Source organism: Pseudomonas sp. LFS044, assembly GCF_047978245.1.
Taxonomy (GTDB): domain Bacteria; phylum Pseudomonadota; class Gammaproteobacteria; order Pseudomonadales; family Pseudomonadaceae; genus Aquipseudomonas.
Genome location: NZ_JBFPFX010000009.1, coordinates 1 through 19,664 on the forward strand (window position 1 = coordinate 1; position 19,664 = coordinate 19,664).

At 63.4% G+C, this 19,664-nt stretch carries 25 protein-coding genes; 15 read left to right on the plus strand and 10 right to left on the minus strand.

Annotated elements, in window-relative coordinates; all coding sequences use genetic code 11:
- Positions 1–2 precede the first annotated feature (2 nt).
- The 7 genes from ACNQPL_RS09610 (at position 3) to ACNQPL_RS09640 (ending at position 8,177) form a co-directional block, all read left to right on the plus strand.
- Positions 3–1,895, plus strand: a complete 1,893-nt coding sequence (locus ACNQPL_RS09610; protein WP_416466541.1) for an extracellular solute-binding protein — start codon at positions 3–5, stop codon at positions 1,893–1,895.
- On the plus strand, positions 1,892–2,950 hold the full coding sequence (locus ACNQPL_RS09615; RefSeq protein WP_346614242.1) for a microcin C ABC transporter permease YejB: 1,059 nt from the start codon (positions 1,892–1,894) through the stop codon (positions 2,948–2,950). The genes ACNQPL_RS09610 and ACNQPL_RS09615 overlap by 4 nt, the downstream gene beginning before the upstream one ends.
- Positions 2,950–3,966 carry an ABC transporter permease gene (locus tag ACNQPL_RS09620; protein WP_416466542.1) on the plus strand — a complete coding sequence of 339 codons (1,017 nt, stop codon included), beginning with the start codon at positions 2,950–2,952 and terminating at the stop codon, positions 3,964–3,966. The genes ACNQPL_RS09615 and ACNQPL_RS09620 overlap by 1 nt, the downstream gene beginning before the upstream one ends.
- Before the next feature lie 46 nt (positions 3,967–4,012).
- On the plus strand, positions 4,013–4,783 hold the full coding sequence (gene hbdH / locus ACNQPL_RS09625; RefSeq protein ID WP_416466543.1) for a 3-hydroxybutyrate dehydrogenase: 771 nt from the start codon (positions 4,013–4,015) through the stop codon (positions 4,781–4,783).
- A gap of 55 nt (positions 4,784–4,838) precedes the next feature.
- Positions 4,839–5,318, plus strand: coding sequence for a serine protease inhibitor ecotin (eco, locus tag ACNQPL_RS09630; RefSeq protein ID WP_346614245.1), 480 nt, complete (start codon positions 4,839–4,841; stop codon positions 5,316–5,318).
- Between the two features lie 108 nt (positions 5,319–5,426).
- The gene (locus ACNQPL_RS09635; RefSeq protein ID WP_009686637.1) at positions 5,427–5,702 is read left to right on the plus strand and encodes a peptidylprolyl isomerase; all 276 of its coding nucleotides are present in this window, start codon (positions 5,427–5,429) and stop codon (positions 5,700–5,702) included.
- A 135-nt stretch (positions 5,703–5,837) separates the two neighbouring features.
- Positions 5,838–8,177 carry an autotransporter outer membrane beta-barrel domain-containing protein gene (locus ACNQPL_RS09640; protein ID WP_416466545.1) on the plus strand — a complete coding sequence of 780 codons (2,340 nt, stop codon included), beginning with the start codon at positions 5,838–5,840 and terminating at the stop codon, positions 8,175–8,177.
- Here the strand turns inward: ACNQPL_RS09640 and ACNQPL_RS09645 are convergent.
- Positions 8,174–8,797: a LysE family translocator gene (locus ACNQPL_RS09645; RefSeq protein WP_416466546.1), complete on the minus strand. Its 624-nt coding sequence runs from the start codon at positions 8,795–8,797 to the stop codon at positions 8,174–8,176. The two genes, ACNQPL_RS09640 and ACNQPL_RS09645, sit on opposite strands and share 4 nt — an antisense overlap.
- A 249-nt stretch (positions 8,798–9,046) precedes the next feature.
- Here ACNQPL_RS09645 and ACNQPL_RS09650 point away from each other — a divergent pair, with 249 nt between their 5' ends.
- Both ACNQPL_RS09650 and ACNQPL_RS09655 read left to right on the plus strand, forming a co-directional pair.
- A complete protein-coding gene (locus ACNQPL_RS09650) occupies positions 9,047–9,889 on the plus strand; it encodes a helix-turn-helix domain-containing protein (RefSeq protein WP_416466548.1) in 843 nt (280 codons plus the stop codon).
- Between the two features lie 64 nt (positions 9,890–9,953).
- Positions 9,954–10,568 (plus strand): LysE family translocator, encoded by a 615-nt coding sequence (locus ACNQPL_RS09655; protein WP_416466549.1) that lies wholly within the window; start codon positions 9,954–9,956, stop codon positions 10,566–10,568.
- Here the strand turns inward: ACNQPL_RS09655 and ACNQPL_RS09660 are convergent.
- Positions 10,516–11,241 (minus strand): metallophosphoesterase, encoded by a 726-nt coding sequence (locus tag ACNQPL_RS09660; protein WP_416466550.1) that lies wholly within the window; start codon positions 11,239–11,241, stop codon positions 10,516–10,518. The genes ACNQPL_RS09655 and ACNQPL_RS09660 overlap by 53 nt on opposite strands.
- 74 nt (positions 11,242–11,315) lie before the next feature.
- Between ACNQPL_RS09660 and ACNQPL_RS09665 the strand changes: the two genes are divergently transcribed.
- The 3 genes from ACNQPL_RS09665 to ACNQPL_RS09675 all read left to right on the plus strand — a co-directional run bounded on the left by ACNQPL_RS09665 (position 11,316) and on the right by ACNQPL_RS09675 (position 12,892).
- Complete coding sequence (locus ACNQPL_RS09665) at positions 11,316–11,831, plus strand: DUF3016 domain-containing protein (protein WP_416466551.1); 516 nt, start codon at positions 11,316–11,318, stop codon at positions 11,829–11,831.
- 78 nt (positions 11,832–11,909) lie between these two features.
- Positions 11,910–12,653: a carbon-nitrogen hydrolase family protein gene (locus ACNQPL_RS09670; RefSeq protein WP_416466553.1), complete on the plus strand. Its 744-nt coding sequence runs from the start codon at positions 11,910–11,912 to the stop codon at positions 12,651–12,653.
- On the plus strand, positions 12,650–12,892 hold the full coding sequence (locus tag ACNQPL_RS09675) for a hypothetical protein (RefSeq protein ID WP_416466555.1): 243 nt from the start codon (positions 12,650–12,652) through the stop codon (positions 12,890–12,892). Before ACNQPL_RS09670 ends, ACNQPL_RS09675 begins: the two co-directional genes overlap by 4 nt.
- Before the next feature lie 21 nt (positions 12,893–12,913).
- On the opposite strand, the gene ACNQPL_RS09680 is transcribed toward ACNQPL_RS09675, so the two are convergent.
- Together ACNQPL_RS09680 and ACNQPL_RS09685 are read right to left on the minus strand one after the other, a co-directional pair.
- Positions 12,914–13,414, minus strand: coding sequence for a methylated-DNA--[protein]-cysteine S-methyltransferase (locus tag ACNQPL_RS09680; protein WP_416466556.1), 501 nt, complete (start codon positions 13,412–13,414; stop codon positions 12,914–12,916).
- 84 nt (positions 13,415–13,498) lie between these two features.
- A complete protein-coding gene (locus tag ACNQPL_RS09685; protein ID WP_346614255.1) occupies positions 13,499–14,287 on the minus strand; it encodes a lipopolysaccharide biosynthesis protein in 789 nt (262 codons plus the stop codon).
- Between the two features lie 196 nt (positions 14,288–14,483).
- Here ACNQPL_RS09685 and ACNQPL_RS09690 point away from each other — a divergent pair, with 196 nt between their 5' ends.
- Entirely contained in the window at positions 14,484–14,690 is a 207-nt protein-coding gene (locus ACNQPL_RS09690) for a hypothetical protein (protein ID WP_346614256.1), read from the plus strand.
- A gap of 45 nt (positions 14,691–14,735) precedes the next feature.
- Here ACNQPL_RS09690 and ACNQPL_RS09695 read toward each other — a convergent pair whose 3' ends face one another.
- Together ACNQPL_RS09695 and ACNQPL_RS09700 are read right to left on the minus strand one after the other, a co-directional pair.
- A complete protein-coding gene (locus tag ACNQPL_RS09695; RefSeq protein ID WP_346614410.1) occupies positions 14,736–15,095 on the minus strand; it encodes a hypothetical protein in 360 nt (119 codons plus the stop codon).
- Between the two features lie 271 nt (positions 15,096–15,366).
- On the minus strand, positions 15,367–15,699 hold the full coding sequence (locus tag ACNQPL_RS09700; RefSeq protein ID WP_346614257.1) for a hypothetical protein: 333 nt from the start codon (positions 15,697–15,699) through the stop codon (positions 15,367–15,369).
- A gap of 163 nt (positions 15,700–15,862) precedes the next feature.
- Between ACNQPL_RS09700 and rhlR the strand changes: the two genes are divergently transcribed.
- Positions 15,863–16,588, plus strand: coding sequence for a transcriptional regulator RhlR (rhlR, locus tag ACNQPL_RS09705; RefSeq protein WP_347063173.1), 726 nt, complete (start codon positions 15,863–15,865; stop codon positions 16,586–16,588).
- Between the two features lie 14 nt (positions 16,589–16,602).
- Here rhlR and ACNQPL_RS09710 read toward each other — a convergent pair whose 3' ends face one another.
- Both ACNQPL_RS09710 and ACNQPL_RS09715 read right to left on the minus strand, forming a co-directional pair.
- The gene (locus tag ACNQPL_RS09710; RefSeq protein ID WP_346614258.1) at positions 16,603–16,899 is read right to left on the minus strand and encodes a hypothetical protein; all 297 of its coding nucleotides are present in this window, start codon (positions 16,897–16,899) and stop codon (positions 16,603–16,605) included.
- A 63-nt stretch (positions 16,900–16,962) separates the two neighbouring features.
- On the minus strand, positions 16,963–17,295 hold the full coding sequence (locus tag ACNQPL_RS09715) for a hypothetical protein (RefSeq protein ID WP_346614259.1): 333 nt from the start codon (positions 17,293–17,295) through the stop codon (positions 16,963–16,965).
- 29 nt (positions 17,296–17,324) lie between these two features.
- Between ACNQPL_RS09715 and ACNQPL_RS09720 the strand changes: the two genes are divergently transcribed.
- A complete protein-coding gene (locus ACNQPL_RS09720; protein ID WP_346614260.1) occupies positions 17,325–17,672 on the plus strand; it encodes a hypothetical protein in 348 nt (115 codons plus the stop codon).
- A gap of 293 nt (positions 17,673–17,965) precedes the next feature.
- On the opposite strand, the gene ACNQPL_RS09725 is transcribed toward ACNQPL_RS09720, so the two are convergent.
- Complete coding sequence (locus tag ACNQPL_RS09725) at positions 17,966–19,240, minus strand: Y-family DNA polymerase (RefSeq protein ID WP_346614261.1); 1,275 nt, start codon at positions 19,238–19,240, stop codon at positions 17,966–17,968.
- On the minus strand, positions 19,230–19,658 hold the full coding sequence (locus ACNQPL_RS09730; protein WP_346614262.1) for a LexA family protein: 429 nt from the start codon (positions 19,656–19,658) through the stop codon (positions 19,230–19,232). The genes ACNQPL_RS09725 and ACNQPL_RS09730 overlap by 11 nt, the downstream gene beginning before the upstream one ends.
- Between the last annotated feature and the right edge of the window lie 6 nt (positions 19,659–19,664).

Below are 19,664 nucleotides of genomic sequence, written 5' to 3' on the forward strand. Positions count from 1 at the left end.
CGATAAGGCCCGAGCAGGCAACGCCGTTGTCTGGCCGGGCCTCATCGCGGGCAAGCGCGCTCCTACAGGTTTTTCTGGGCTTGGTACTGGCGTGCATGAGCCTTGCGGCCCTGGCTGCACCCACCCACGCCCTCACCGTCTACGGCGAAACGCCCCGCTACGCTGAAAGCTTCCGCCACTTCGACTACGTCAACCCCGACGCCCCCAAGGGCGGTACCCTGCGCCGCTCGGCCATGGAGATCGGCCAGTTCGACCATATTCTGCCCTACATCGACAAAGGCACCGGCGTCAGCGAGGTCGACGGTTGGCTGTATGCGCCACTGGCGGTGCGCTCGTTCGATGAACCCTACACCGTCTATGGCCTGATCGCCCGGCGCATGGAGCGCGGCCCGCAAGACGCCTGGCTACGCTTCGAGATCGACCCCAGGGCCACCTTCGCCGACGGCAAGCCGGTACGCGCCGAAGATGTACGGTTCAGTTTCGAGAAACTGATGAGCCAGGGCAGCCTCAAGTACCGCACCCAGTTCGCCGACGTCACCGGTGTTACCGTTGAAGGCCCGCACCGCGTACGCTTCGACTTCAAACAGCCCCACGGCCGCGCCTTGGCGCTGGACCTCGCCAGCCTGCCGGTGCTGCCCGAACACGATTGGCAACACCGCGACTTCGCCAACGGCGCCGGCTTCGACACGCCGGTCGGCAGTGGCCCGTACCGCATCGGGCGCATCGACAACGGCCGCAGCATCACCTTCGAACGCGACCCGCGCTGGTGGGCCAAGGACCTGCCGGTAAACCGCGGCCGCTTCAACTTCGAGCGTATCCGCGTCGAGTTCTTCGGCGACACCGAAGTGGCGCGCCAGGTGCTCAAGGGCGGTGGCTACGACTACAACCGCGAGTTTTCCGCAACCGCCTACACCCTCGGCTACAACGGCGCACAACTGGATGACGGCCGCTTGCAGCGCGCCCACCTGGGCCCGGCCAAGCCACAGACCGCCCAGGGGTTCGTGTTCAACCTCGACCAGCCGCAGTTCAAGGACCGCCGCGTGCGCCAGGCACTGGCCATGCTCTGGGACTTCGAATGGAGCAACCGGCAGATGATGCGCAACCTGTACATCCGCCAGCAGAGCGTGTTCGCCAACACCCCGCTGGCCGCGCGCGCGCTGCCGGATGCCAGCGAGCTGCAACTGCTGGAACCGCTGCGCGGCACGGTGCCGGACGAAGTCTTTAGCCAGGTGTTCACGGCACCGGTAACCGATGGTTCGGGGATCATCCGCACGCAACAGGCGCAGGCGCTGGCGTTGCTCGAACAAGCGGGCTGGCACCCGGAAAATGATCGGCTGGTGAACGCGGCCGGTGAGCCCCTGGCTTTCACCTTCCTCAATGGGCAGTCCGGCCTCGAGCGCCTGCTGCTGCCATGGAAGCGCAACCTGGCACAGATCGGCATCACCCTGAACATCCGCAACGTCGACTCGGCGCAGTACGTCAACCGCGTCATGGCCCGCGATTACGACATGATCGTCACCGGCTATGCGACCACCCTGTCGCCGGGCGCCGAGCTGTACAACTACTTCGGCTCTGCGGCGGCCAACGACCCAGGTTCCAACAACCTGATGGTGCTCAAAGACCCCGCCGTCGACAGCCTGATCGACGGGCTGGTGCGCGCCGACACCCAGGCCGACATGCTGCGCCACGCCCACGCGCTGGACCGGGTGCTGCAGTGGAACTACTACTGGATCCCCAACTATTACCCGCCGGGCAGCTCGACCGTGTGGTGGAACCGCTTCGGCCTGCCCAAGGTGCAGCCCGCCTATGACGAAGGCCTGGACAGCTGGTGGGAAGTCAGCCCCAGCGCGCTGACCAACGCGCAGATGGCCGAGCGCCAAAAGGCCACGCCATGACCACCTATATCCTGCGGCGCCTGCTGCTGATCATCCCCACGCTGCTGGCGATCCTGCTGGTCAACTTCGCCATTGTTCAGGCCGCGCCCGGTGGCCCCGTGGAGCAGGCCGTGGCCAGGCTGCAAGGCATCGGCGGCGGTGCACCAGGGGCGCGCACTGAAGTGATGCACGGTGAATCCCGCGCCACCCGTGGCCTGGACCCGAAACTCATCGAAGAGATCAAGCGCCAGTACGGCTTCGACAAGTCGGCCCCCGAGCGCCTGTGGCTGATGCTCGGCCAGTACGCGCGGCTGGACTTCGGCCAGAGCTTCTTCCGCGGTGCCAAGGTCACCGACCTGATCCTCGACAAGCTGCCGGTGACCTTGTCGCTGGGTTTCTGGGCCACGCTGATCACCTACCTGGTGTCGATCCCGCTCGGCATCCGCAAGGCCGTGCGCCATGGCAGCCGCTTCGACGCCTGGAGCAGCGCGCTGATCGTGATCGGCTACGCCCTGCCCTCGTTCCTGTTCGCCCTGCTGCTGATCGTGCTGTTCGCTGGCGGTACCTCGCTGAACTGGTTCCCCGTACGCGGCCTGGTATCTGACGACTTCGACCAGCTCAGCCTGCTGGGCAAGGTCGCCGATTACTTCTGGCACCTGGTATTGCCGGTGGGTGCGCTGGTGATCGGCGGGTTCGCCACGCTGACGCTGCTGACCAAAAATGCCTTCCTTGAGGAAATCTCCCGCCAGTATGTGGTCACCGCCCGGGCCAAAGGCCTGAGCGAGCGCCGGGTGCTTTACGGGCATGTGTTGCGCAACGCCATGCTGCTGGTGCTGGCGGGGTTGCCGCAGGCGTTGATCACGGTGTTTTTTGCAGGCTCGTTGCTGATCGAGGTGATTTTCTCGCTCGATGGCCTGGGGCGCATGAGTTACGAGGCGGCAGTGTCGCGGGATTACCCGGTGGTATTCGGCACGTTGTTCATCTTCACCCTGGCGGGCCTGCTGATCCGCCTGATCGGCGACCTGTCGTACACCCTGCTCGACCCCCGCATCGACTTCGACGCGAGGAGCCGCTGATGCTCTCCCCGGTATCGCGTCGCCGCCTGCAGCGTTTTCGCCGCAACCGCCTGGGTTGGGTGTCGCTGTGGCTGTTCGCCGGCCTGTTGCTGCTGAGCCTCGGGGCGGAGCTGGTGGCCAATGACAAGCCTTTGCTGCTCGGCTACAAGGGCGAGCTGTACGTGCCGGCGCTCAAGCGCTACAGCGAACAGCAGTTCGGTGGCCAGCTGCCGTTCCAGCCGGATTACCGCAGCGCCTATGTGCGCCAGCTGATCGAGGGCCAGGGTGGCTGGATGCTGTTTGCGCCCATCCCGTTCAGCGCCGACACCCCCAACTATGACCTGCAGGTGCCCACCCCCAGCCCGCCGACCAGCAGCAACTGGCTGGGCACCGACGACCAGGGCCGCGACGTGCTCGCGCGGGTGTTGTACGGCACCCGGGTGTCGCTGCTGTTCGCCTTCGCCCTGACCGTGGTCAGCGTGCTGATCGGCGTGGTCGCCGGCGCCTTGCAGGGCTACCACGGCGGGTGGGTCGACCTGCTTGGGCAGCGTGTGCTGGAGGTATGGTCGGGGTTGCCGGTGCTGTATCTGCTGATCATTCTGAGTGGCTTCGTCGAGCCGGACTTCTGGTGGTTGCTGGGCATCATGGCGCTGTTTTCGTGGTTGACGCTGGTCGATGTGGTACGCGCCGAGTTCCTTCGCGGGCGCAACCTGGAATACGTCAAGGCTGCCCGCGCCCTGGGGCTGCGGGACAGCCAGGTGATGTTCCGGCACATCCTGCCCAACGCACTGAACGCCACGCTGACCTACGTGCCGTTCATGCTGACCGGGGCCATCACCACGTTGACCGCATTGGACTTTCTGGGCTTTGGCATGCCGGCCGGGAGCGCTTCGCTAGGTGAGCTGGTGACGCAGGGCAAGCAGCACCTGGAGGCGCCGTGGCTGGGCTTTACTGCATTCTTTGCACTGGCGGTGATTCTGTCGTTGCTGGTGTTTATCGGGGATGCCTTGCGGGAGGCGTTTGATCCGCGGCGGTAGTGCGCAGCGGCCTTATCGCGGGCATTTCGTTGCAAGGAGGATTGGCATGACACTCAGCGGTAAAACTGCACTGGTCACCGGTTCCACCAGTGGCATCGGGCTGGGCATCGCCCAGGTCCTGGCGCGCGCCGGAGCCAACATTCTGCTCAACGGGTTTGGCGACCCCGCAGCGGCACTGGCCGAGGTTGCGCAGCATGGCGGCAAGGCTGCGCACCACCCGGCCGACCTTGCCGATGTGGCCCAGATCGAAGCACTGTTCGCCTTCGCCGAGCGCGAGTTCGGCGGCGTCGATATTCTGGTCAACAACGCGGGTATTCAGCACGTCGCGCCGGTCGAGCAGTTTCCGGTGGAAAGCTGGGACAAGATCATCGCCCTGAACCTGTCAGCGGTGTTCCACGGCACGCGCCTGGCGCTGCCGGGCATGCGTGAGCGCGACTGGGGGCGGATCATCAACATCGCCTCGGTGCATGGGCTGGTTGGTTCCACCGGCAAGGCGGCGTACGTGGCTGCCAAGCACGGCGTGGTCGGCCTGACCAAGGTGGTGGGGCTTGAAACGGCCACCGGCAACGTCACCTGCAACGCTATCTGCCCGGGCTGGGTGCTGACCCCGCTGGTGCAGAAGCAGATCGACGAGCGTGCCGCCAAGGGTATTGACCCGCAGCAAGCGCAGGCGGATCTGCTGGCCGAGAAACAGCCTTCATTGGCCTTCGTCACGCCTGAGCACCTGGGTGAACTGGTACTATTCCTGTGCAGCGAGGCCGCAAGCCAGGTCCGCGGCGCCGCCTGGAACGTCGATGGTGGCTGGTTGGCCCAGTGATGGCCGGCCTGGGCCTGGCGTTGGCCTGGCACCCGTTCAATTGCAAGGAGGCCGTATGCGCCCAACCCCACTGCCCGTGATTTTGGCCCTGACCCTGGCAGCCGCCGCCCCGGCGATGGCCGCCAGCCTCAAAGACGTCGCACCCTACCCCGATGCAGAAAAAGGCTTCACCCGGCAGGTGATCCACCTGCCGGCACAAGCCGATGAATACGCCTACAAGCTGGAAATTCTGGCTGGCAAGACGCTGGAGGTCGACTGCAACCGCCAGCGCCTGGCCGGCAGCCTGGAAGAGCGTACCCTCGAAGGCTGGGGCTACACCTACTACCGCCTGGACAAGGTCGGCGGCCCTGCCAGCACCCTGATGGCCTGCCCGGACGGCAAGAAGAAAAAGGACTTCGTGCCGGTAGTCGGTGAAGGTTTCATGCTGCGCTACAACAGCAAGCTACCGGTCGTGGTGTATGTGCCGGAAGGTGTCGAGGTGCGTTACCGCGTGTGGTCGGCGTCGAAGGATGTGAAGAAGGCCAAGGTGGAATAAGTAACCCGCGCCTTGCCCCCAAGGTGCTCGTGCAGTTGCGTGACCGCACGCAGCTGCGCGATCAGGCATAATGGCGCCCTTTTTTTTACCCCGAAGCACAGGTGTCCCATGAAAGCTCAAGCCCGCCACATCCTGGTCAAGACCGCTGACGAAGCCGAAAAGCTCAAGCAGCGCATCGCCAACGGCGAGGCTTTCGACGTGTTGGCCAAGAAGTTTTCCACCTGCCCTTCGGGCAAGCGCGGCGGCGACCTGGGCGAGGTGCGCCCCGGGCAGATGGTGGGCGCGATCGACCAGGTGATCTTCAAGAAGCCACTGCGCGTAGTGCACGGGCCAATCAAGAGCAAGTTCGGTTACCACCTGGTGCAGACGTTCTATCGCGACTGATAGCTACGCGCCACCTAGCATTTCTGCCAGTTGTCCACTGGTGGGCATTTACATACAAAGCAGGCAGGGCCGGTGTAGCACCCATTGGGGGGCGCCAGGTAGTGGTCCCTCTCACATGGACACGGAGACCTGCCGATGCGTTTTCCTCACTTGCTGGCCGCTGCCGCGCTACCCCTGCTTGCCTTGCCTGCCGCGATTCACGCTGCGAACCTCACCGTCGCTGCCGGCGACACCTTGGGTGCCGTGGTGCAGACACCGGCCATCGATGACTTCACCATGACAGGCGGCACGGTTCAGTCACTGAACCAGGGTGAAAGCTACGACACCTTCAGCATGTCCGACGGGCGCATCATCGGTGCCTTCGAAGACGGCGACCGGGCCATTTTCAGTGGCGGGCGCATCGGCCGGGTGGACCTCAAGCTCGCCAACAACTATTTCGAAATGTCCCAGGACACGGCCGTAGCGACCCTCATCGATGGCAACCTGGTGAGCGGTTTCGGCAACGACACCATCATCCTGCGCGGTGGCACCATCGGCGGCAACATCAGCACCAGTGGCGGTGTGGACACGATCACCATCAGTGGCGGCGCCCTGCGCGGCAACGTACTGGCCAGTGCCGGCGACGACGTTTTCAACTGGTCGGGCGGCAGCCTCGGTGGCCGGGTCGACATGGGCCTGGGCAATGACCAGGCCACTATCAGCAACCTCGACGCCAACACCCTGGTCAACCCGCTGGACGGCGGCGACGGCAATGACAGCGTGCGCTTCAGTAACAGCCAGGTGGCGGGCGGCGCGCTGTATCCCAACTGGGAGTCGATCAGCCTGACCGACAACAGCAGCCTTACACTCGACGACACGATGACGCTGGGCGATGCCAATAGCGCAACGGGCACGTTGAGCCTTGATGGCAGCAGCGCATTGCGTTCCCGCCAGGGCACGGTTGCGGCGTTCACCGAAGGGCAACGCGCAACGCTAACCAACGCCGGCACAATTGACTTGAGCGGCGGCAACGATGCCCAGGGGCGCCTCACGATCAAGGGTGATTACCAAGGCAACGACGGCGTATTGCGTGTGAACAGCGTACTGGCCGGTGACGACGCTGCCTCCGACCGGCTGGTGGTCAGCCAAGGGGCCATCAGCGGCAGCACCCGCCTGCTGGTCAACAACCTGGGCGGCGCGGGTGGGGCCACGCCGCAAAACGGTATCCAGGTGGTCGAAGCCCGCGACGGCGCCACCAGCAGCGCCACCGCGTTTACGCAGACGCAGACATTGTCGGCAGGCGCCTACGATTACCGGCTGTTCAAGGGCGGTGTCACCGCAGGTTCGGAAAACAGCTGGTTCCTGCGTTCCACGCTGGTGGCGGCACCGCCAGTCGCCCCCGTGACGCCAGAGCCGGGCGTACCGGTTGACCCTGGCACCCCGGTAGACCCCGTGGAGCCGGCGGCCACGCCGCCGGTGGCAGCCCCCGCCCCTGGCCAGGCCGAACTGCCTGCGCCGGTAGCCGGCGTCAGCACGCCGCTGTACCGCCCCGAAGTGCCGGTTTACGCGGCTGCCCCACGCGGCGCCGCCCTTATCGCCCGCCAGGCCCTTGGCACGTTCCACCAACGCCAGGGCGATCAGCAACTGCTCGACGGCCAGGGTGGCCTGCCCGCAGCCTGGGGCCAAGCCTATGGCGGCACCTTGCGCCAGCAATGGAGTGGCACGGTCAGCCCGAGCCTGGACGGCGACCTGTACGGTTTCAAGGTAGGCCAGGACCTGTATGCCCGCGTCAGTGACAGCGGTTACCGCCAGCAGGTGGGCGTGTACGTCAGCCACAGCCGCCTGGAAGCCGATGTAAAAGGCTTCGCCCTGGCCGTCGAGGACCGCAGTGTCGGAGACCTCACGCTCGATGGGGACAGCGTGGGTGCCTACTGGACGCTGGTCGGCCCGCAGCGCGGGTACCTCGATGCCGTGCTGCAGTACACCGACCTGGACGGCCGCGCCCGCTCCCAGCGTGGCGACAAGCTGAACATCAACGGCCACGCCTGGACGGCCTCACTGGAGTCCGGTTACCCGATCAGCGTATCCGAACGCTGGACCGTCGAACCGCAGGCCCAGCTCATCGCCCAGAAGGTGTCACTCGACAGCGCCAACGACAGCATTTCGCATGTTACCTACGACGCCCAGGTGGAGCTGACCGGCCGCCTCGGCGTGCGCCTGGAGGGCAGCTTCACCGGTAGCAGCGCCCGCCTGCTGCAGCCCTACGCGCAGATCAACCTGTGGCATGGCGACGGTGGCCGCGACACCCTGACGTTTGATGGCGTGGACTCGATCAAGACCGATTACCGCTACACCTCGCTGCAGCTTGAAACCGGGCTGGTCGCCCAGGTGAACGCAGCGCTGAGCCTGCACGGCGGTGTGCAGTACGCCAGCAACCTGGACAGCCGCCAGCAGGAAGCCAGCGGCGTGAACCTGGGTGTGCGCTGGCAGTTCTAGCGGCGCGCTGCCAGCAACCCTAGGCCAGCGCAGCCCAGCAGGGATGCGCTGGCCCGGTTGAACATCCGCCGCGGCCCGGGCTGGCTGAACCAGCGCTGCAGGTAGGCGCCCAGGCCCGCGTAGATGGCGATCGCCGCCCACTCCAGCAACAGGAACAGCACACCCAGGTAGAGGAACTGCTCACCCACTGGCGTAGGGCTGGCGACTGAAACGAACTGGGGCAGAAAGGCGGTGAAGATCAAGATCGCCTTCGGGTTGCCCGCTGCCACCCAGAACTCCTGCCGCGCCAGGCGCCAGCCGCCACGTGGTTGCTCACCAGCCACCAGCGCTTCGCCCACCGGGGCACGCCACAGTTGCCAGGCGATGTAGAACAGGTAGGCCGCGCCCACCACCTTGATCGCCAGGAACAGGTATTCGCTGGTGTGCAAGACCACGGCCAGGCCCATGGCGGCCAAGGCGATCATGCCGCTGAAGGCGACGATACGCCCACCACCCGCCACGCAGGCGGTACGCAGGCCATAACGGCTGGCGTTGTGCAGCGACAGCAGGTTGTTCGGCCCCGGCGCCATATTCAGGGCGAAGCAGGCGGGGATGAATAGCAGCAGGCTCGAAAGGTCCATGTTCTTCTCCTTGTCATCAGCCAGTCATTTCGGCGCTTACCGGCCATCCGGTCAAGGTACAGCCAGAGAATAAAACTGTATGGGCGCCCCCCCATGCGCTATGCGGGCTCGCCTGTTGGCTTACGCTGTGCCGCCCTCCAAATGGATGAAGCTGACCAAGGCCTGGGGAGGCTCCGCCCGGGAGCCTCCTCCGTTTTGCCCCGGTATGGTTGGCGCTGCTAAGCTTGCGGCCCTACCGAGGAAGCCGCCATGTCTCGCACTCGCGCTTTAGCCCAAGCCTCCCTCTGGCGCGACCCCGCCCTGCCCTGGGTGGAAAGCCGCCGCGCCTGCCATAGCCGCGCCTGCTACAAGGCGCACAGCCACCCGACCTTTTCCATGGGCGCTGTGGACGCAGGCCGTAGCCACTTCACCGGTGCTGCCGAAGGCCAGCAACGCCTGACGCCAGGCACCGTGGTGCTGGTGCCCGCGCAGCGGGTGCATGCGTGCAACCCCGCGCCCGGCGAGGCCTGGAGCTACCAGATGCTGCATGTGGATGGGCAATGGCTGGCCGCCATGCGCCTGGAATCCGGGCTTGATGCGGCCGAGCCTGGGGCACCGGCCCGGATCAGCCGGGCACCGGCGTTGTATCACGCGTTTTGCGCGCTGAATGATCTGCTGTTTTCTGCCGCGAGCATCGGCGAGAAGGAAGCCGCGCTGATCGCCTTCATGGGGGACCAGGATTTTTCCACCCACCCGCCGTTGGCGCCTGCTCCAGCGCCTGAGCTGGCCCTGCCAGCCTTGAAAGGCCTGATCGAGCATATCGAAGCGCAAGACCCTGCACAGTTGAGCCTTGAAGCACTGGCCCGCCAGGCAGGCCTTGGCCGTTACCAGTTGATCCGGGCGTTCCGCACCGCAACCGGGCTGACGCCGCATGCCTACCTGATCAATGCCCGGGTCAACCATGGCCGGCATTTGCTCCGCCAAGGGCTGGCCCTGGCCGAGGTGGCTTACCGGTTGGGCTTCGCCGACCAGAGCCATTTCCAGCGGGTGTTCAAGGCGCATGTGGGGGTGACGCCTGGCGAATACCGGCAGGCATCAGCCCACCTGCAATAATCTTCAATACCCGCGCCTGGCCTGCCTCCACACTGCGGCTTTCTCACCTGAGCAAGCCCAGCCCATGGAGCAGTTCCTGATCGTCGCCCTCGCCCACTTCCTCGCCCTGCTGTCCCCCGGGCCGGACTTTTTCCTCGTTGCCCGCACCTCGATCAATGCCGGTTGGCGCGTGGCCAGCGGTGCCTGCCTGGGCATCGCCCTGGCCAATGGCCTGTTCATCGGCGTGGCCTTCGCCGGCCTGGCCATCCTGCGCGAAGGCAGTGCGCTGTTCATCGCCCTGCAGCTGGCCGGTGCGGCCTACCTGCTGTACATCGGCGCGCTGTTCCTGCGCCATGCCGGGCAGTCCGACTTGGCTGTCGTCGATGCGCGCGGGGCTGTTCGGGGTTGGTGGCGGGGGCTGAGCATGGGCTTTGTGTCTGGCATCCTCAACCCCAAGAACGCGCTGTTCTATGCCAGCCTGGCGAGCATGGTCGCCAGCAGTGGTGCCGGCTGGAAGTGGGCCTATGGCGCCTGGATGTTCAGCATCGTGCTGCTCTGGGACCTGCTGGTGGCCGTGGCCATCGGCAATCGACGCCTGCTGCGCCGCTTCACCCATGCACTGCCCGGGCTGGAGCGGGCATCGGGGGTCATGTTGATGCTGCTGGCGGCGGCGTTGCTGGTTCACCTGGTGCAGGGCTGAGCAGGGCCAAGGTGGCCATGTCCATCAGGCTGAAATGGCCACTGGCCCAGCCACCGGTGTCCAGGTGCCAGACGTTGCCCAACCGTTTGGCCTGCAACACCGGTGTGTGCCCGACCAGCAGGGCTCGCACCCCTTCAACGACCCGTGTATCACCGTCCTTCAGGCGTTGACGCGACCACTGGCAGACCTCGCGGACTTTTGCGTCATCGTCGAACAGCAGGCTCTCGCGCAATGCGGCCCAGTCAGCGAAGGGGCTATCAGCGTGCAGCAGGCCGATCAAACCGGCCGGGGTCTGTACCTCCATGGCAATCGGCAGTTGCAGGAACTGCTCGACGAACACCGCTTGCTGGTCACTGGGCAAATCGATGAACCAGCCACCGCCCGCCGCCCGGTACATCTCCAGGTCAAGCCGCCCGCCATACAGGTGGGTGATGGCCAGCGACTCGTGGTTGCCCTGCACCGCGTGGAACCACGGCTTGGCCAACCAGGCCAATGCTTCTTCGCTGTGCGGGCCGCGGTCAACCAGGTCGCCGACGCTGAACAGCCGGTCCACCTGCGGGTCGAAGCCCACTGCGGCCAGGCACTGCTCCAGGCGCCGAAAATGCCCGTGAATATCGCCAACGGCCAGGTCACGCCCGTGGCTGTTGGCGGCTACCCGCCGAAACCGGCTCATTACAATGTTCCTCTGCTGCCGCACCCTGGCAGGCGTAAAATGGACGAATACGTAGCCCGCCCCGGAGGTGCATCATGCGTACCGTTCTTGTCTGTGCCGCGCTGATGGCGCTATCAACCAACAGCATGGCACAAGCCAACCCACCTGCGCAGGTCGAGGTGCATTTCGATCACCCGGAAAAATTCCGCGATGCCAGCCTGGACAGCGCAGGCTACGAACGCGGCGCCGACGCTTACGTGATCAAGACCCTTGCTCAACACCTGCAGAAGCTTGGCCAGCGCTACCTGCAACCGGGCCAGCAACTGGTCATCGACATCCGTGACATCGATCTGGCCGGCCGTTTCGAGCCGTGGCACAGCCGTGCCTACGATGTGCGCTTCATGCGCGACATCACCTGGCCGACCATCGACCTCAGCTACACCCTGAGCCAGCCCGGCCAACCGAGCCAGCAGGCTGAAGAACGGGTCAGTGACAAGATGTACCTCAGCCGCCCGGGCCGGGTGACCAGCAGCAGCGACCGGCTGTTTGCGGAAAAAGCCATGTTGAACGACTGGTTCCGCCAGCGTTTCGCGCCCCAGCCAGCCTCCTGAAAATCCCTTCACTGGCACAGGCGATCCTGCCGAGGGTATGCTCGGCCCTTCGATCTGTATCAGGGAAGGGACTCACCCATGAAACTCTGCGCCGTCCAGCTGGCATCACGCAAAGGCGATCTGCAAGGCAACCTTGACCGGCACTTGCGCTGCATCGAGCAGGCCGCAGCGCTGGGCGCCGACTTGGTGGTGTTTCCCGAACTGTCGCTGACCGGTTACGAGCCCACGCTTGCCCGGCAGGTGGCATTGCCGATCAGCTCTGCCCGGCTCGAGCCGTTGCAGGCACTCTGTGACCGCCTGAATATCTGCATCGCCGTGGGCCTGCCGCTGCCTACCCCAGCGGGCATACAGATCGGCATGCCGATCCTGCGCCCCCGCCAGCCGCCGCTGGCGTACGCCAAACAGCGCCTGCATGCCGACGAGCTGGCGTTTTTCGCGGCCGGGGACCAGCCACTGGTGTTCGCGGCCGGGCAGCTGCAGGTGGCGCCTGCCATCTGTTACGAATCGATGTTCATGGCGCATGCCGCAGACGCGCGCGCACGTGGCGCGCAGCTGTACCTGGTGAGCGTGGCAAAGACTGCCAAGGGTATCCGCGAAGGCTACGAGCACTACCCGCAAGTGGCGCGTACCCTGGGTATCCCGGTGTTGATGGCCAACTGCGTCGGCCCTGCCGACAACTTCGTGGGTGCCGGTGGCTCGGCCGCCTGGGACAGCCAGGGCCAATTGCTGGCGGCGCTGGGCGAACGTGACGAAGGCATGATCGTGCTGGATACCCTGGCTTCCTGCGCCATTGGTGTACCGCTGAACGCGCCAGCGGCATGAAATACCTGCTTTTGACCCTGGCCAGTTTTGCCAGTACCTATTACCTGGTAGGGCTGTTGATCCAGGGCCAGTTGGCCGACATTGCCGAGGGGTTGCGCCACCGCCCGGATGCACCGCCGCCCGGGCAGTACTTGCGGGAAGTGCGGCCGCATGCACGTCGGGCACATCGGCAGTACACGTTGATGGCGGGCTCGGCGGTGGCGCTGGTGATCTGCCTGATTGTCTATGCGCTCAGCTGATGCCGCTGCGGGCTGTATCGGCTACAAGTCCAACGCCAGGCTTTGTCGCCCTTCCAGCGCCAACAGGAATTGCTTGGCCGGCAAGCCACCGGCAAAACCGGTCAGGCTTCCGGACGCGCCAATCACGCGGTGGCACGGCGCGATGATCGAGATCGGATTACGCCCGTTGGCCGCGCCCACCGCCCTTACCGCACTGGGGCTGCCGATCTGCCGGGCGATGTCGCTGTAGCTGCGCGTCTCGCCAAATGGAATGGTCAGCAGCGCCGCCCACACCTGGCGCTGGAACTCGGTACCGGCAAAGTCCAGCGCCAGCTCGAAACGTCGGCGCTTGCCGGCAAAATACTCACCCAACTGGCGCGCGGCCTCGCGCAGTATCGGCTGCTGATCATCACGGTGCAGCGCGCCCAGGCGCACGCGGTTTTCCCGCTCTTCTTCCCACAGCACGGCGGCCAGGCAATCGCCGCGGGCCACCAGGGTCAGGGTACCAACCGGGGAATGCATGAAGGTGAAGGCGCTGGACATGCAAGATACTCACTGCGTGGCAAGGTCGGCGCACTGTAGCGCCCTGCCCCGGCCTGCGCACTCGCTTTCTTGCGCCGGTAATGTTCAGGCCGCGATGCGCCGCGCTTCGGCCAGGCCGATTCGGGGGATCAACGCCGGGGGGATGCGCGACACGGCAGACAGGTTGTACACCTGAAAATGTTCGTTGACTACGTGCTCAGCCATCAGCGCCAGCGATGGCAGGATGCGGCTGTCCCAGTGCTGGTCGAGCCCGCAAGGTGAACATTCGCCCTCGCCGTTCTCGTAAAAACGGCCCAGCGACTGGTCGAGGTCCACACCAACCATCAGCACCTGCTCGAAACCCAGGTGGTACGCCAGCTGCAGGGCGACATAGGCCACCGTGCGAGCATCGTAGTAGCCACTGGAAAGGTCCTTGCTGAAGGCGATCGAGCGCGCCCGCTTGCTCCACAGCGCGCGACTGCAGACATGGCTTGCACCATGCCCGCGCAAGCCATCGAGTACTCCCGGGTTGTCGGCCTTGTGCAGCGGGTAGCACTCGGTGCCTGCCGGAATATCCGCGCCGGCGAACTGCTCGGGCCACAGGGCCAGGCGCTCGCTGTCACGCAAAGCCGTGGCAAACAGCTCAGGCTGTTGATCACGAAAGCTCTTGTCGGTGCAGACGTAGAAAAACGGCTTTATCCCGCAGGCGGCGGTGAGCGCGACTGAACCATTCATGGCAATGACGGGAAGGTGGGCGAATTCACGCAAGGGGAACTGCCTGGCCGAGGCCCCTGAGGCAAGAATCACCACAGGGCCCTTTTGGGTATTGCGACACGCCTCGAAACTGGAGAACGCCCCGCGTTCAGCATTGAGCTGCGACGGAAGTGTGTTCATCTGTCGAATCATCGGTTTGGACTATCTAGAACAGAGTACCCACTGATGCGTACGTTGCAGTCGGTTTTACCAAAACCTTACACAATCCGACCAACGGGTCGCTGATCGTCCGCCCTGCTCATTTATCCATGAGTTTCCTTGCTGGTTATCCCTTGCGGTACTAATACTTAAGTCTCTGCCTGGGGAGGCACGATCAATGCAACCACGATTCGTTATCGTTCCTGCTGTGCCCATCGAAAGGGAGTCCTTGCGCATCAGTGGCAGGTACTGCGCGGCTACGGTATGCGGGGGCTTCGACATCTATGACAACCATGCGAAGGAGCGGCTCAAACCCAGCTACCCGAGCAAGGTGGACGCGGAGGTGCAATGCCGGCAAATGAACCTGAAGGTTGAAATGCGCTAGAAAAGCCGCGGCCCGCTCCTGCCGGCGGGTCGGGCTATGGGGCAGTCAATCCAGGCACTCTCTCGCCGCCTGGCGCAGCTTGTTGCCCGACAGGAAGCTGCCTTTGTAAAACGTCGCCCGGCTGCCTGCGCGGCTCTCCACCACTTCGAGGACTTCATCCGATGCCACTGCGCTGGGCGCGGTCAGCCGATAACCGTGGCTGATGGACTTCTGCGTAGTCAGCGGCGCCAGTGCTTGCCACTTTGGCAAGACACACGCGGCATAGACATCGGGGGATTTGTTGGTCAGCTTGCTGGCAGTGGGCTTACCAGGGTTTGCGCAGCCGGCAAGGCCGACGACCAATACGGAGCAGAAAAGAATGCGAAGTGTAGGCATTTGCAATTGACCCAAGTGGACAGGGTGCATTTTAGCCATGCTTTTGCCAATGCACTAATCCACCAAGGTAGAACCCGAGCCTTGCGGCGCATTTCATATGCGCGGCGGTAACTCTGTACCAGGTTCTACGCGGCCCCTGTAGGAGCTGGCTTGCCGGCGATCGGCTGGTGTAGGAGCTGGCTTGCCGGCGATCGGCTGCGCAGCAGTCGTAAAATCGGTATCTGCGCAGTGCCAGACAGAATGCGGATACAGGATTTACGGCTGCTGCGCAGCCGATCGCAGGTCAACTCCTACACTACGATCAGGCTTTGGAGCACATGAGTGCCGCGTCCAGTAACCGCCCGTGGTCATACCAGGCATCACGTTGGTAGGCGGTGAATTGATGGTGCGTGCCGGCGTTACGCAGCTCTATCAAGCCGTTGGCGGTAGTGGGATCAGTACTGTCAACGAACAGCTTCAGCGCGTCACCCGTACCGACTTCATACGTCGTTGCACTGCCATGCAACTCTTCCTTGACGCACCCTAGATAATCCGGCGGGCTCTTGTCGGTAATGCCAGACGTATAATCGTGGCCATCACGAACATCAGGGTTTTGTGCACACCCCGCAATGAAACTTGTAGCCAAAGCCGACATCAGTATTGCACCTGCGAATGATATTGGGCTCTTCACGCGACACACTCCTGCAGCCCCCTGCAAGTACGTTGCAAAATTGGCGAAGCAGAAAAGCCCCTGTTTTAGTTGTAGGCGTGACTATATTAAACCGCGCCAGCAAAGCGCCAATATTCTTGTTCGCTATATGAGGAATGACGGAGGCTTTTTGCTGTGGTGGGACGGTTTGCGTAGCGAGATGCAGCCGATCCACGACAGCCAGGGCGTGTTCGCCGTCCTGGAAAAGGAAGTGCGGCGCCTGGGCTTCGATTACTACGCCTATGGCGTGCGCCACACGATTCCCTTCACCCGGCCGAAGACCGAGGTCCATGGCACCTATCCCAAGGCCTGGCTGGAGCGATACCAGATGCAGAACTACGGGGCCGTGGATCCGGCGATCCTCAACGGCCTGCGCTCCTCGGAAATGGTGGTCTGGAGCGACAGCCTGTTCGACCAGAGCCGGATGCTCTGGAACGAGGCTCGCGATTGGGGCCTCTGTGTCGGCGCGACCCTGCCGATCCGCGCGCCGAACAATTTGCTCAGCGTGCTTTCCGTGGCGCGCGACCAGCAGAACATCTCCAGCTTCGAGCGCGAGGAAATCCGCCTGCGGCTGCGTTGCATGATCGAGTTGCTGACCCAGAAGCTGACCGACCTGGAGCATCCGATGCTGATGTCCAACCCGGTCTGCCTGAGCCATCGCGAACGCGAGATCCTGCAATGGACCGCCGACGGCAAGAGCTCCGGGGAAATCGCCATCATCCTGAGCATTTCCGAGAGCACGGTGAACTTCCACCACAAGAACATCCAGAAGAAGTTCGACGCGCCGAACAAGACGCTGGCTGCCACCTACGCCGCGGCGCTGGGCCTCATCTGAATGAACGACTGTGCTCAATCCTGCTCAGTCAGTTCACACACCCCATTCACGCCCCCTTTCCCCGTGTACGACACCCCCAGCGACTCGTCGGGGTTGATCGTAATGGAAATGGTCACCCCGCTGCCCTTGGCCTCGTAGTAGGCATCACTGAATTTTTTCAGCTTTGCTTCCTTGCCATTGATATACACCGGCCCGCCCTCGTCCGCATGCACTTCAATGTTGCCCGGGCAGTTAGCGTTCACCAACGGCATATCGGCATTGGCCAGGCTGGCCATGGCAAGCAGAACAGCACCCAACAGTAAGCGCTCCATACAAAACTCCTGATCAACGGTCGCAGTTCAACAAAGTGTAGAACGCCGCTGAGGCATGACAGCTCAGTAAACGACCCAGTGCGCGACAATGCCTTTGACCAGATGCCAGGATTTCCACAAGGAGAAATGCTCGAACAGCCGGTTGGCGCTTCCCATCGCGCCTGCAATAGAGAGGTAGACAAACCACCGCCTGAACAACCGATACAGCTTTCTTCTGGTAAATCGCAACAACCCACACATCCTGAATCGTGTAATTGCCCCATAACGAAAAAACCCGACGTTATGTCGGGCTTCTGCATCACGCCTCAACACGCGCAGGCATGACGGGGTGAGGCAATGATCGGCCAGGCTGCCGTTTAGCGTCAAGCGGCCGTTGATTGCTTTGTTGAACAGCAAAAATCATCAGGGTCAGCTAGAGTTTTGATGTGTTCAAGCACCGTGAGATGACGATCATGCTAAAACAAGAAGCAGACGACGTGATTGAGCGTATCAGGGACGATCTTAAACGGCACGGGGTGCTGATCGGCTATGACCCCGAGTTCACCACGCCGGAATTCGGCTGCGACCTGGACCACCATGTTGCTCAGGTCAGAGATGCTCCGGAAAACCGAGTCGTGCGCATCGTGATACATGACGAAGGCCTGTGGACCCAGCTCAAGCAGGGGTCTGTGTATCGCTGCGTCGTCAGCGAATGTAAAGGCAAGCTATTCGGCATGCCGGTTATCATTGAACCTCGAACCGATGCGTCCTACACCATTCAATACAAGCTCTAGGTTTTGCCCGAATGGTGTAGGAGCTGGCTTGCTGCGATCGGCTGGTGTAGGAGCTGGCTTGCCTGCGATTGGCTGGTGTAGGAGCTGGCTTGCCTGCGATCGGCTGCGCAGCAGTCGTAAAATCGGTATCTGCGCAGTGCCAGACAGAATGCGGATGCAGCATTTACGACTGCTGCGCAGCCGATCGCCGGCAAGCCAGCTCCTACACCAGCCGATCGCCGACAAACCAGCCCCCTACAGAGACCGCAATACGCGATCTTCCGTAGAAAGCCCCGCCCACCCCGAACGGTACCTCAACACCTGACGGTCCACAGCTGATCAATCCGCGTGGTGTATGACTGGCTCATCATGTCCCTACGCATTCCCCAGTCTGGGGACACCGGCACGCTGCCCGCTCTCATGGTCCCCCTGCCCCAACGCTCGTTGATGTCGTCCATCACCTGCATCAGCCGGTCACACGCTACCGACTGCTTGAGCGCGAAAAGGTCTTCGGAAAACTCGCCAGGTTGGCGCAGGTCCATCAGCAGCACCTCAGCTTTGCTGTAACGGAAACCCGGCCGGAAAACCCGCGCTACTGCATCGGTGGCCAGCCGGGTCATCAGCAGCGTGTCGCAGGTCGGGTAAGGCAGTTCCACCAGTGCACCTTGGGCATGATGCGCCTCGTCCGGGTTGAACATCCCGGTGCGGATGCTCACGCGCATGCGTTTGCACACCGACCCCTGGGCGCGGAGTTTCTCTGCCGCTCGACCCACGTAGGTGGCCACCGCTTGCTTGATTGGCGCAAGCTCGGCAAGCCGCTTGCCAAACATGCGGCTGCAGCAGATTTCCTGCTTCGGGGGTACAGCTTCGTCAAGCTCCAGGCACGGTGTGCCACGCAACTCCCGGGCGGTCTTCTCCACGACCACGCTGAACTTCTGGCGGAGCGTCGCCGGGTTCGCTCTGGCCAGGTCCATGGCCGTGCGAATGTCCATCGCCTCAAGGTGCGCTGTCATTCGCCGGCCGATCCCCCACACCTCCTTCACGTCGGTATTGCGCAGCACCCAGTCGCGCTTGAAGGGGTCGCAGATATCGACCACCCCACCGGTCTGCTCCAGCAAGCGCTTGGCGGTGTGATTGGCCAGCTTGGCCAGCGTCTTGGTGGCCGCGATCCCCACGCCCACGGGGATCCCCGTGCACTGAAAGATCCGCGCACGCACCTGCCTGCCAAACTGGGTCAGGTTGCCCTGAATGCCGCGCAGGTCAGCGAAGCACTCATCGATGCTGTACACCTCGGTCGCCGGCACCATCGACTCGATCAGCGTCATGACACGCTCGCTCATGTCGCCGTACAACGCGTAATTACTGCTGAAGGCCATGACCCCATGCTTGCGCAGCCTGTCCTTTGCCTGGAAGTACGGCTCGCCCATTTTCACGAACGGTTTGGCGTCGTACGACCTGGCAATCACGCAGCCGTCGTTGTTGCTCAACACGACGATGGGCGTCCTGGCCAAATCGGGCCGGAACACACGCTCACAACTCGCATAGAACGAGTTGCAGTCGATCAGCGCGAACACCTGGTCACTGGGCATGGTCGCGCACGCTGTACCGCACCACACCCCAGACAACCAGCTCGTCGCCTTCCATGATGTAACGCGGTGGGTAGGCGGGGTTCTCGGACTTGAGCATCACCACCCCGGCGCGGCGGTGCAGCCGCTTGCAGACAGGCTCGCTATTGACTGCTGCTATGACGATATCGTCGTGCTCTGCTTCACGCCCGCGGTCTACGATGACGATGTCACCAGAATAGATGCCCGCCCCTTGCATGCTGTCGCCCTCGACTTTCACCAGATACACATGCGGCGCGCGGAGGTCGAATAGCTCATCGAGGGAAATATGACCTTCCAGGTGGTCTGCCGCAGGTGATGGAAAACCTGCCGGGACATGGAATGAGTACAGCGGTAGCGGTTCGGTACCGCCGGTTGGCGTACCCAGGAACGTGATGGTCATGATGGA

What these genes read in the sequence shown, in the direction of transcription:
- ACNQPL_RS09615 (WP_346614242.1), top strand. Translation starts at nt 1,892, where the DNA reads ATGACCACCTATATCCTGCGGCGCCTGCTGCTGATCATCCCCACGCTG.
- ACNQPL_RS09620 (WP_416466542.1), top strand. Translation starts at nt 2,950, where the DNA reads ATGCTCTCCCCGGTATCGCGTCGCCGCCTGCAGCGTTTTCGCCGCAAC.
- hbdH (WP_416466543.1), top strand. Translation starts at nt 4,013, where the DNA reads ATGACACTCAGCGGTAAAACTGCACTGGTCACCGGTTCCACCAGTGGC.
- eco (WP_346614245.1), top strand. Translation starts at nt 4,839, where the DNA reads ATGCGCCCAACCCCACTGCCCGTGATTTTGGCCCTGACCCTGGCAGCC.
- ACNQPL_RS09635 (WP_009686637.1), top strand. Translation starts at nt 5,427, where the DNA reads ATGAAAGCTCAAGCCCGCCACATCCTGGTCAAGACCGCTGACGAAGCC.
- ACNQPL_RS09640 (WP_416466545.1), top strand. Translation starts at nt 5,838, where the DNA reads ATGCGTTTTCCTCACTTGCTGGCCGCTGCCGCGCTACCCCTGCTTGCC.
- ACNQPL_RS09645 (WP_416466546.1), bottom strand. Translation starts at nt 8,797, where the DNA reads ATGGACCTTTCGAGCCTGCTGCTATTCATCCCCGCCTGCTTCGCCCTG.
- ACNQPL_RS09650 (WP_416466548.1), top strand. Translation starts at nt 9,047, where the DNA reads ATGTCTCGCACTCGCGCTTTAGCCCAAGCCTCCCTCTGGCGCGACCCC.
- ACNQPL_RS09655 (WP_416466549.1), top strand. Translation starts at nt 9,954, where the DNA reads ATGGAGCAGTTCCTGATCGTCGCCCTCGCCCACTTCCTCGCCCTGCTG.
- ACNQPL_RS09660 (WP_416466550.1), bottom strand. Translation starts at nt 11,241, where the DNA reads ATGAGCCGGTTTCGGCGGGTAGCCGCCAACAGCCACGGGCGTGACCTG.
- ACNQPL_RS09665 (WP_416466551.1), top strand. Translation starts at nt 11,316, where the DNA reads ATGCGTACCGTTCTTGTCTGTGCCGCGCTGATGGCGCTATCAACCAAC.
- ACNQPL_RS09670 (WP_416466553.1), top strand. Translation starts at nt 11,910, where the DNA reads ATGAAACTCTGCGCCGTCCAGCTGGCATCACGCAAAGGCGATCTGCAA.
- ACNQPL_RS09675 (WP_416466555.1), top strand. Translation starts at nt 12,650, where the DNA reads ATGAAATACCTGCTTTTGACCCTGGCCAGTTTTGCCAGTACCTATTAC.
- ACNQPL_RS09680 (WP_416466556.1), bottom strand. Translation starts at nt 13,414, where the DNA reads ATGTCCAGCGCCTTCACCTTCATGCATTCCCCGGTTGGTACCCTGACC.
- ACNQPL_RS09685 (WP_346614255.1), bottom strand. Translation starts at nt 14,287, where the DNA reads ATGAACACACTTCCGTCGCAGCTCAATGCTGAACGCGGGGCGTTCTCC.
- ACNQPL_RS09690 (WP_346614256.1), top strand. Translation starts at nt 14,484, where the DNA reads ATGCAACCACGATTCGTTATCGTTCCTGCTGTGCCCATCGAAAGGGAG.
- ACNQPL_RS09695 (WP_346614410.1), bottom strand. Translation starts at nt 15,095, where the DNA reads ATGCACCCTGTCCACTTGGGTCAATTGCAAATGCCTACACTTCGCATT.
- ACNQPL_RS09700 (WP_346614257.1), bottom strand. Translation starts at nt 15,699, where the DNA reads ATGTCGGCTTTGGCTACAAGTTTCATTGCGGGGTGTGCACAAAACCCT.
- rhlR (WP_347063173.1), top strand. Translation starts at nt 15,863, where the DNA reads ATGAGGAATGACGGAGGCTTTTTGCTGTGGTGGGACGGTTTGCGTAGC.
- ACNQPL_RS09710 (WP_346614258.1), bottom strand. Translation starts at nt 16,899, where the DNA reads ATGGAGCGCTTACTGTTGGGTGCTGTTCTGCTTGCCATGGCCAGCCTG.
- ACNQPL_RS09725 (WP_346614261.1), bottom strand. Translation starts at nt 19,240, where the DNA reads ATGCCCAGTGACCAGGTGTTCGCGCTGATCGACTGCAACTCGTTCTAT.
- ACNQPL_RS09730 (WP_346614262.1), bottom strand. Translation starts at nt 19,658, where the DNA reads ATGACCATCACGTTCCTGGGTACGCCAACCGGCGGTACCGAACCGCTA.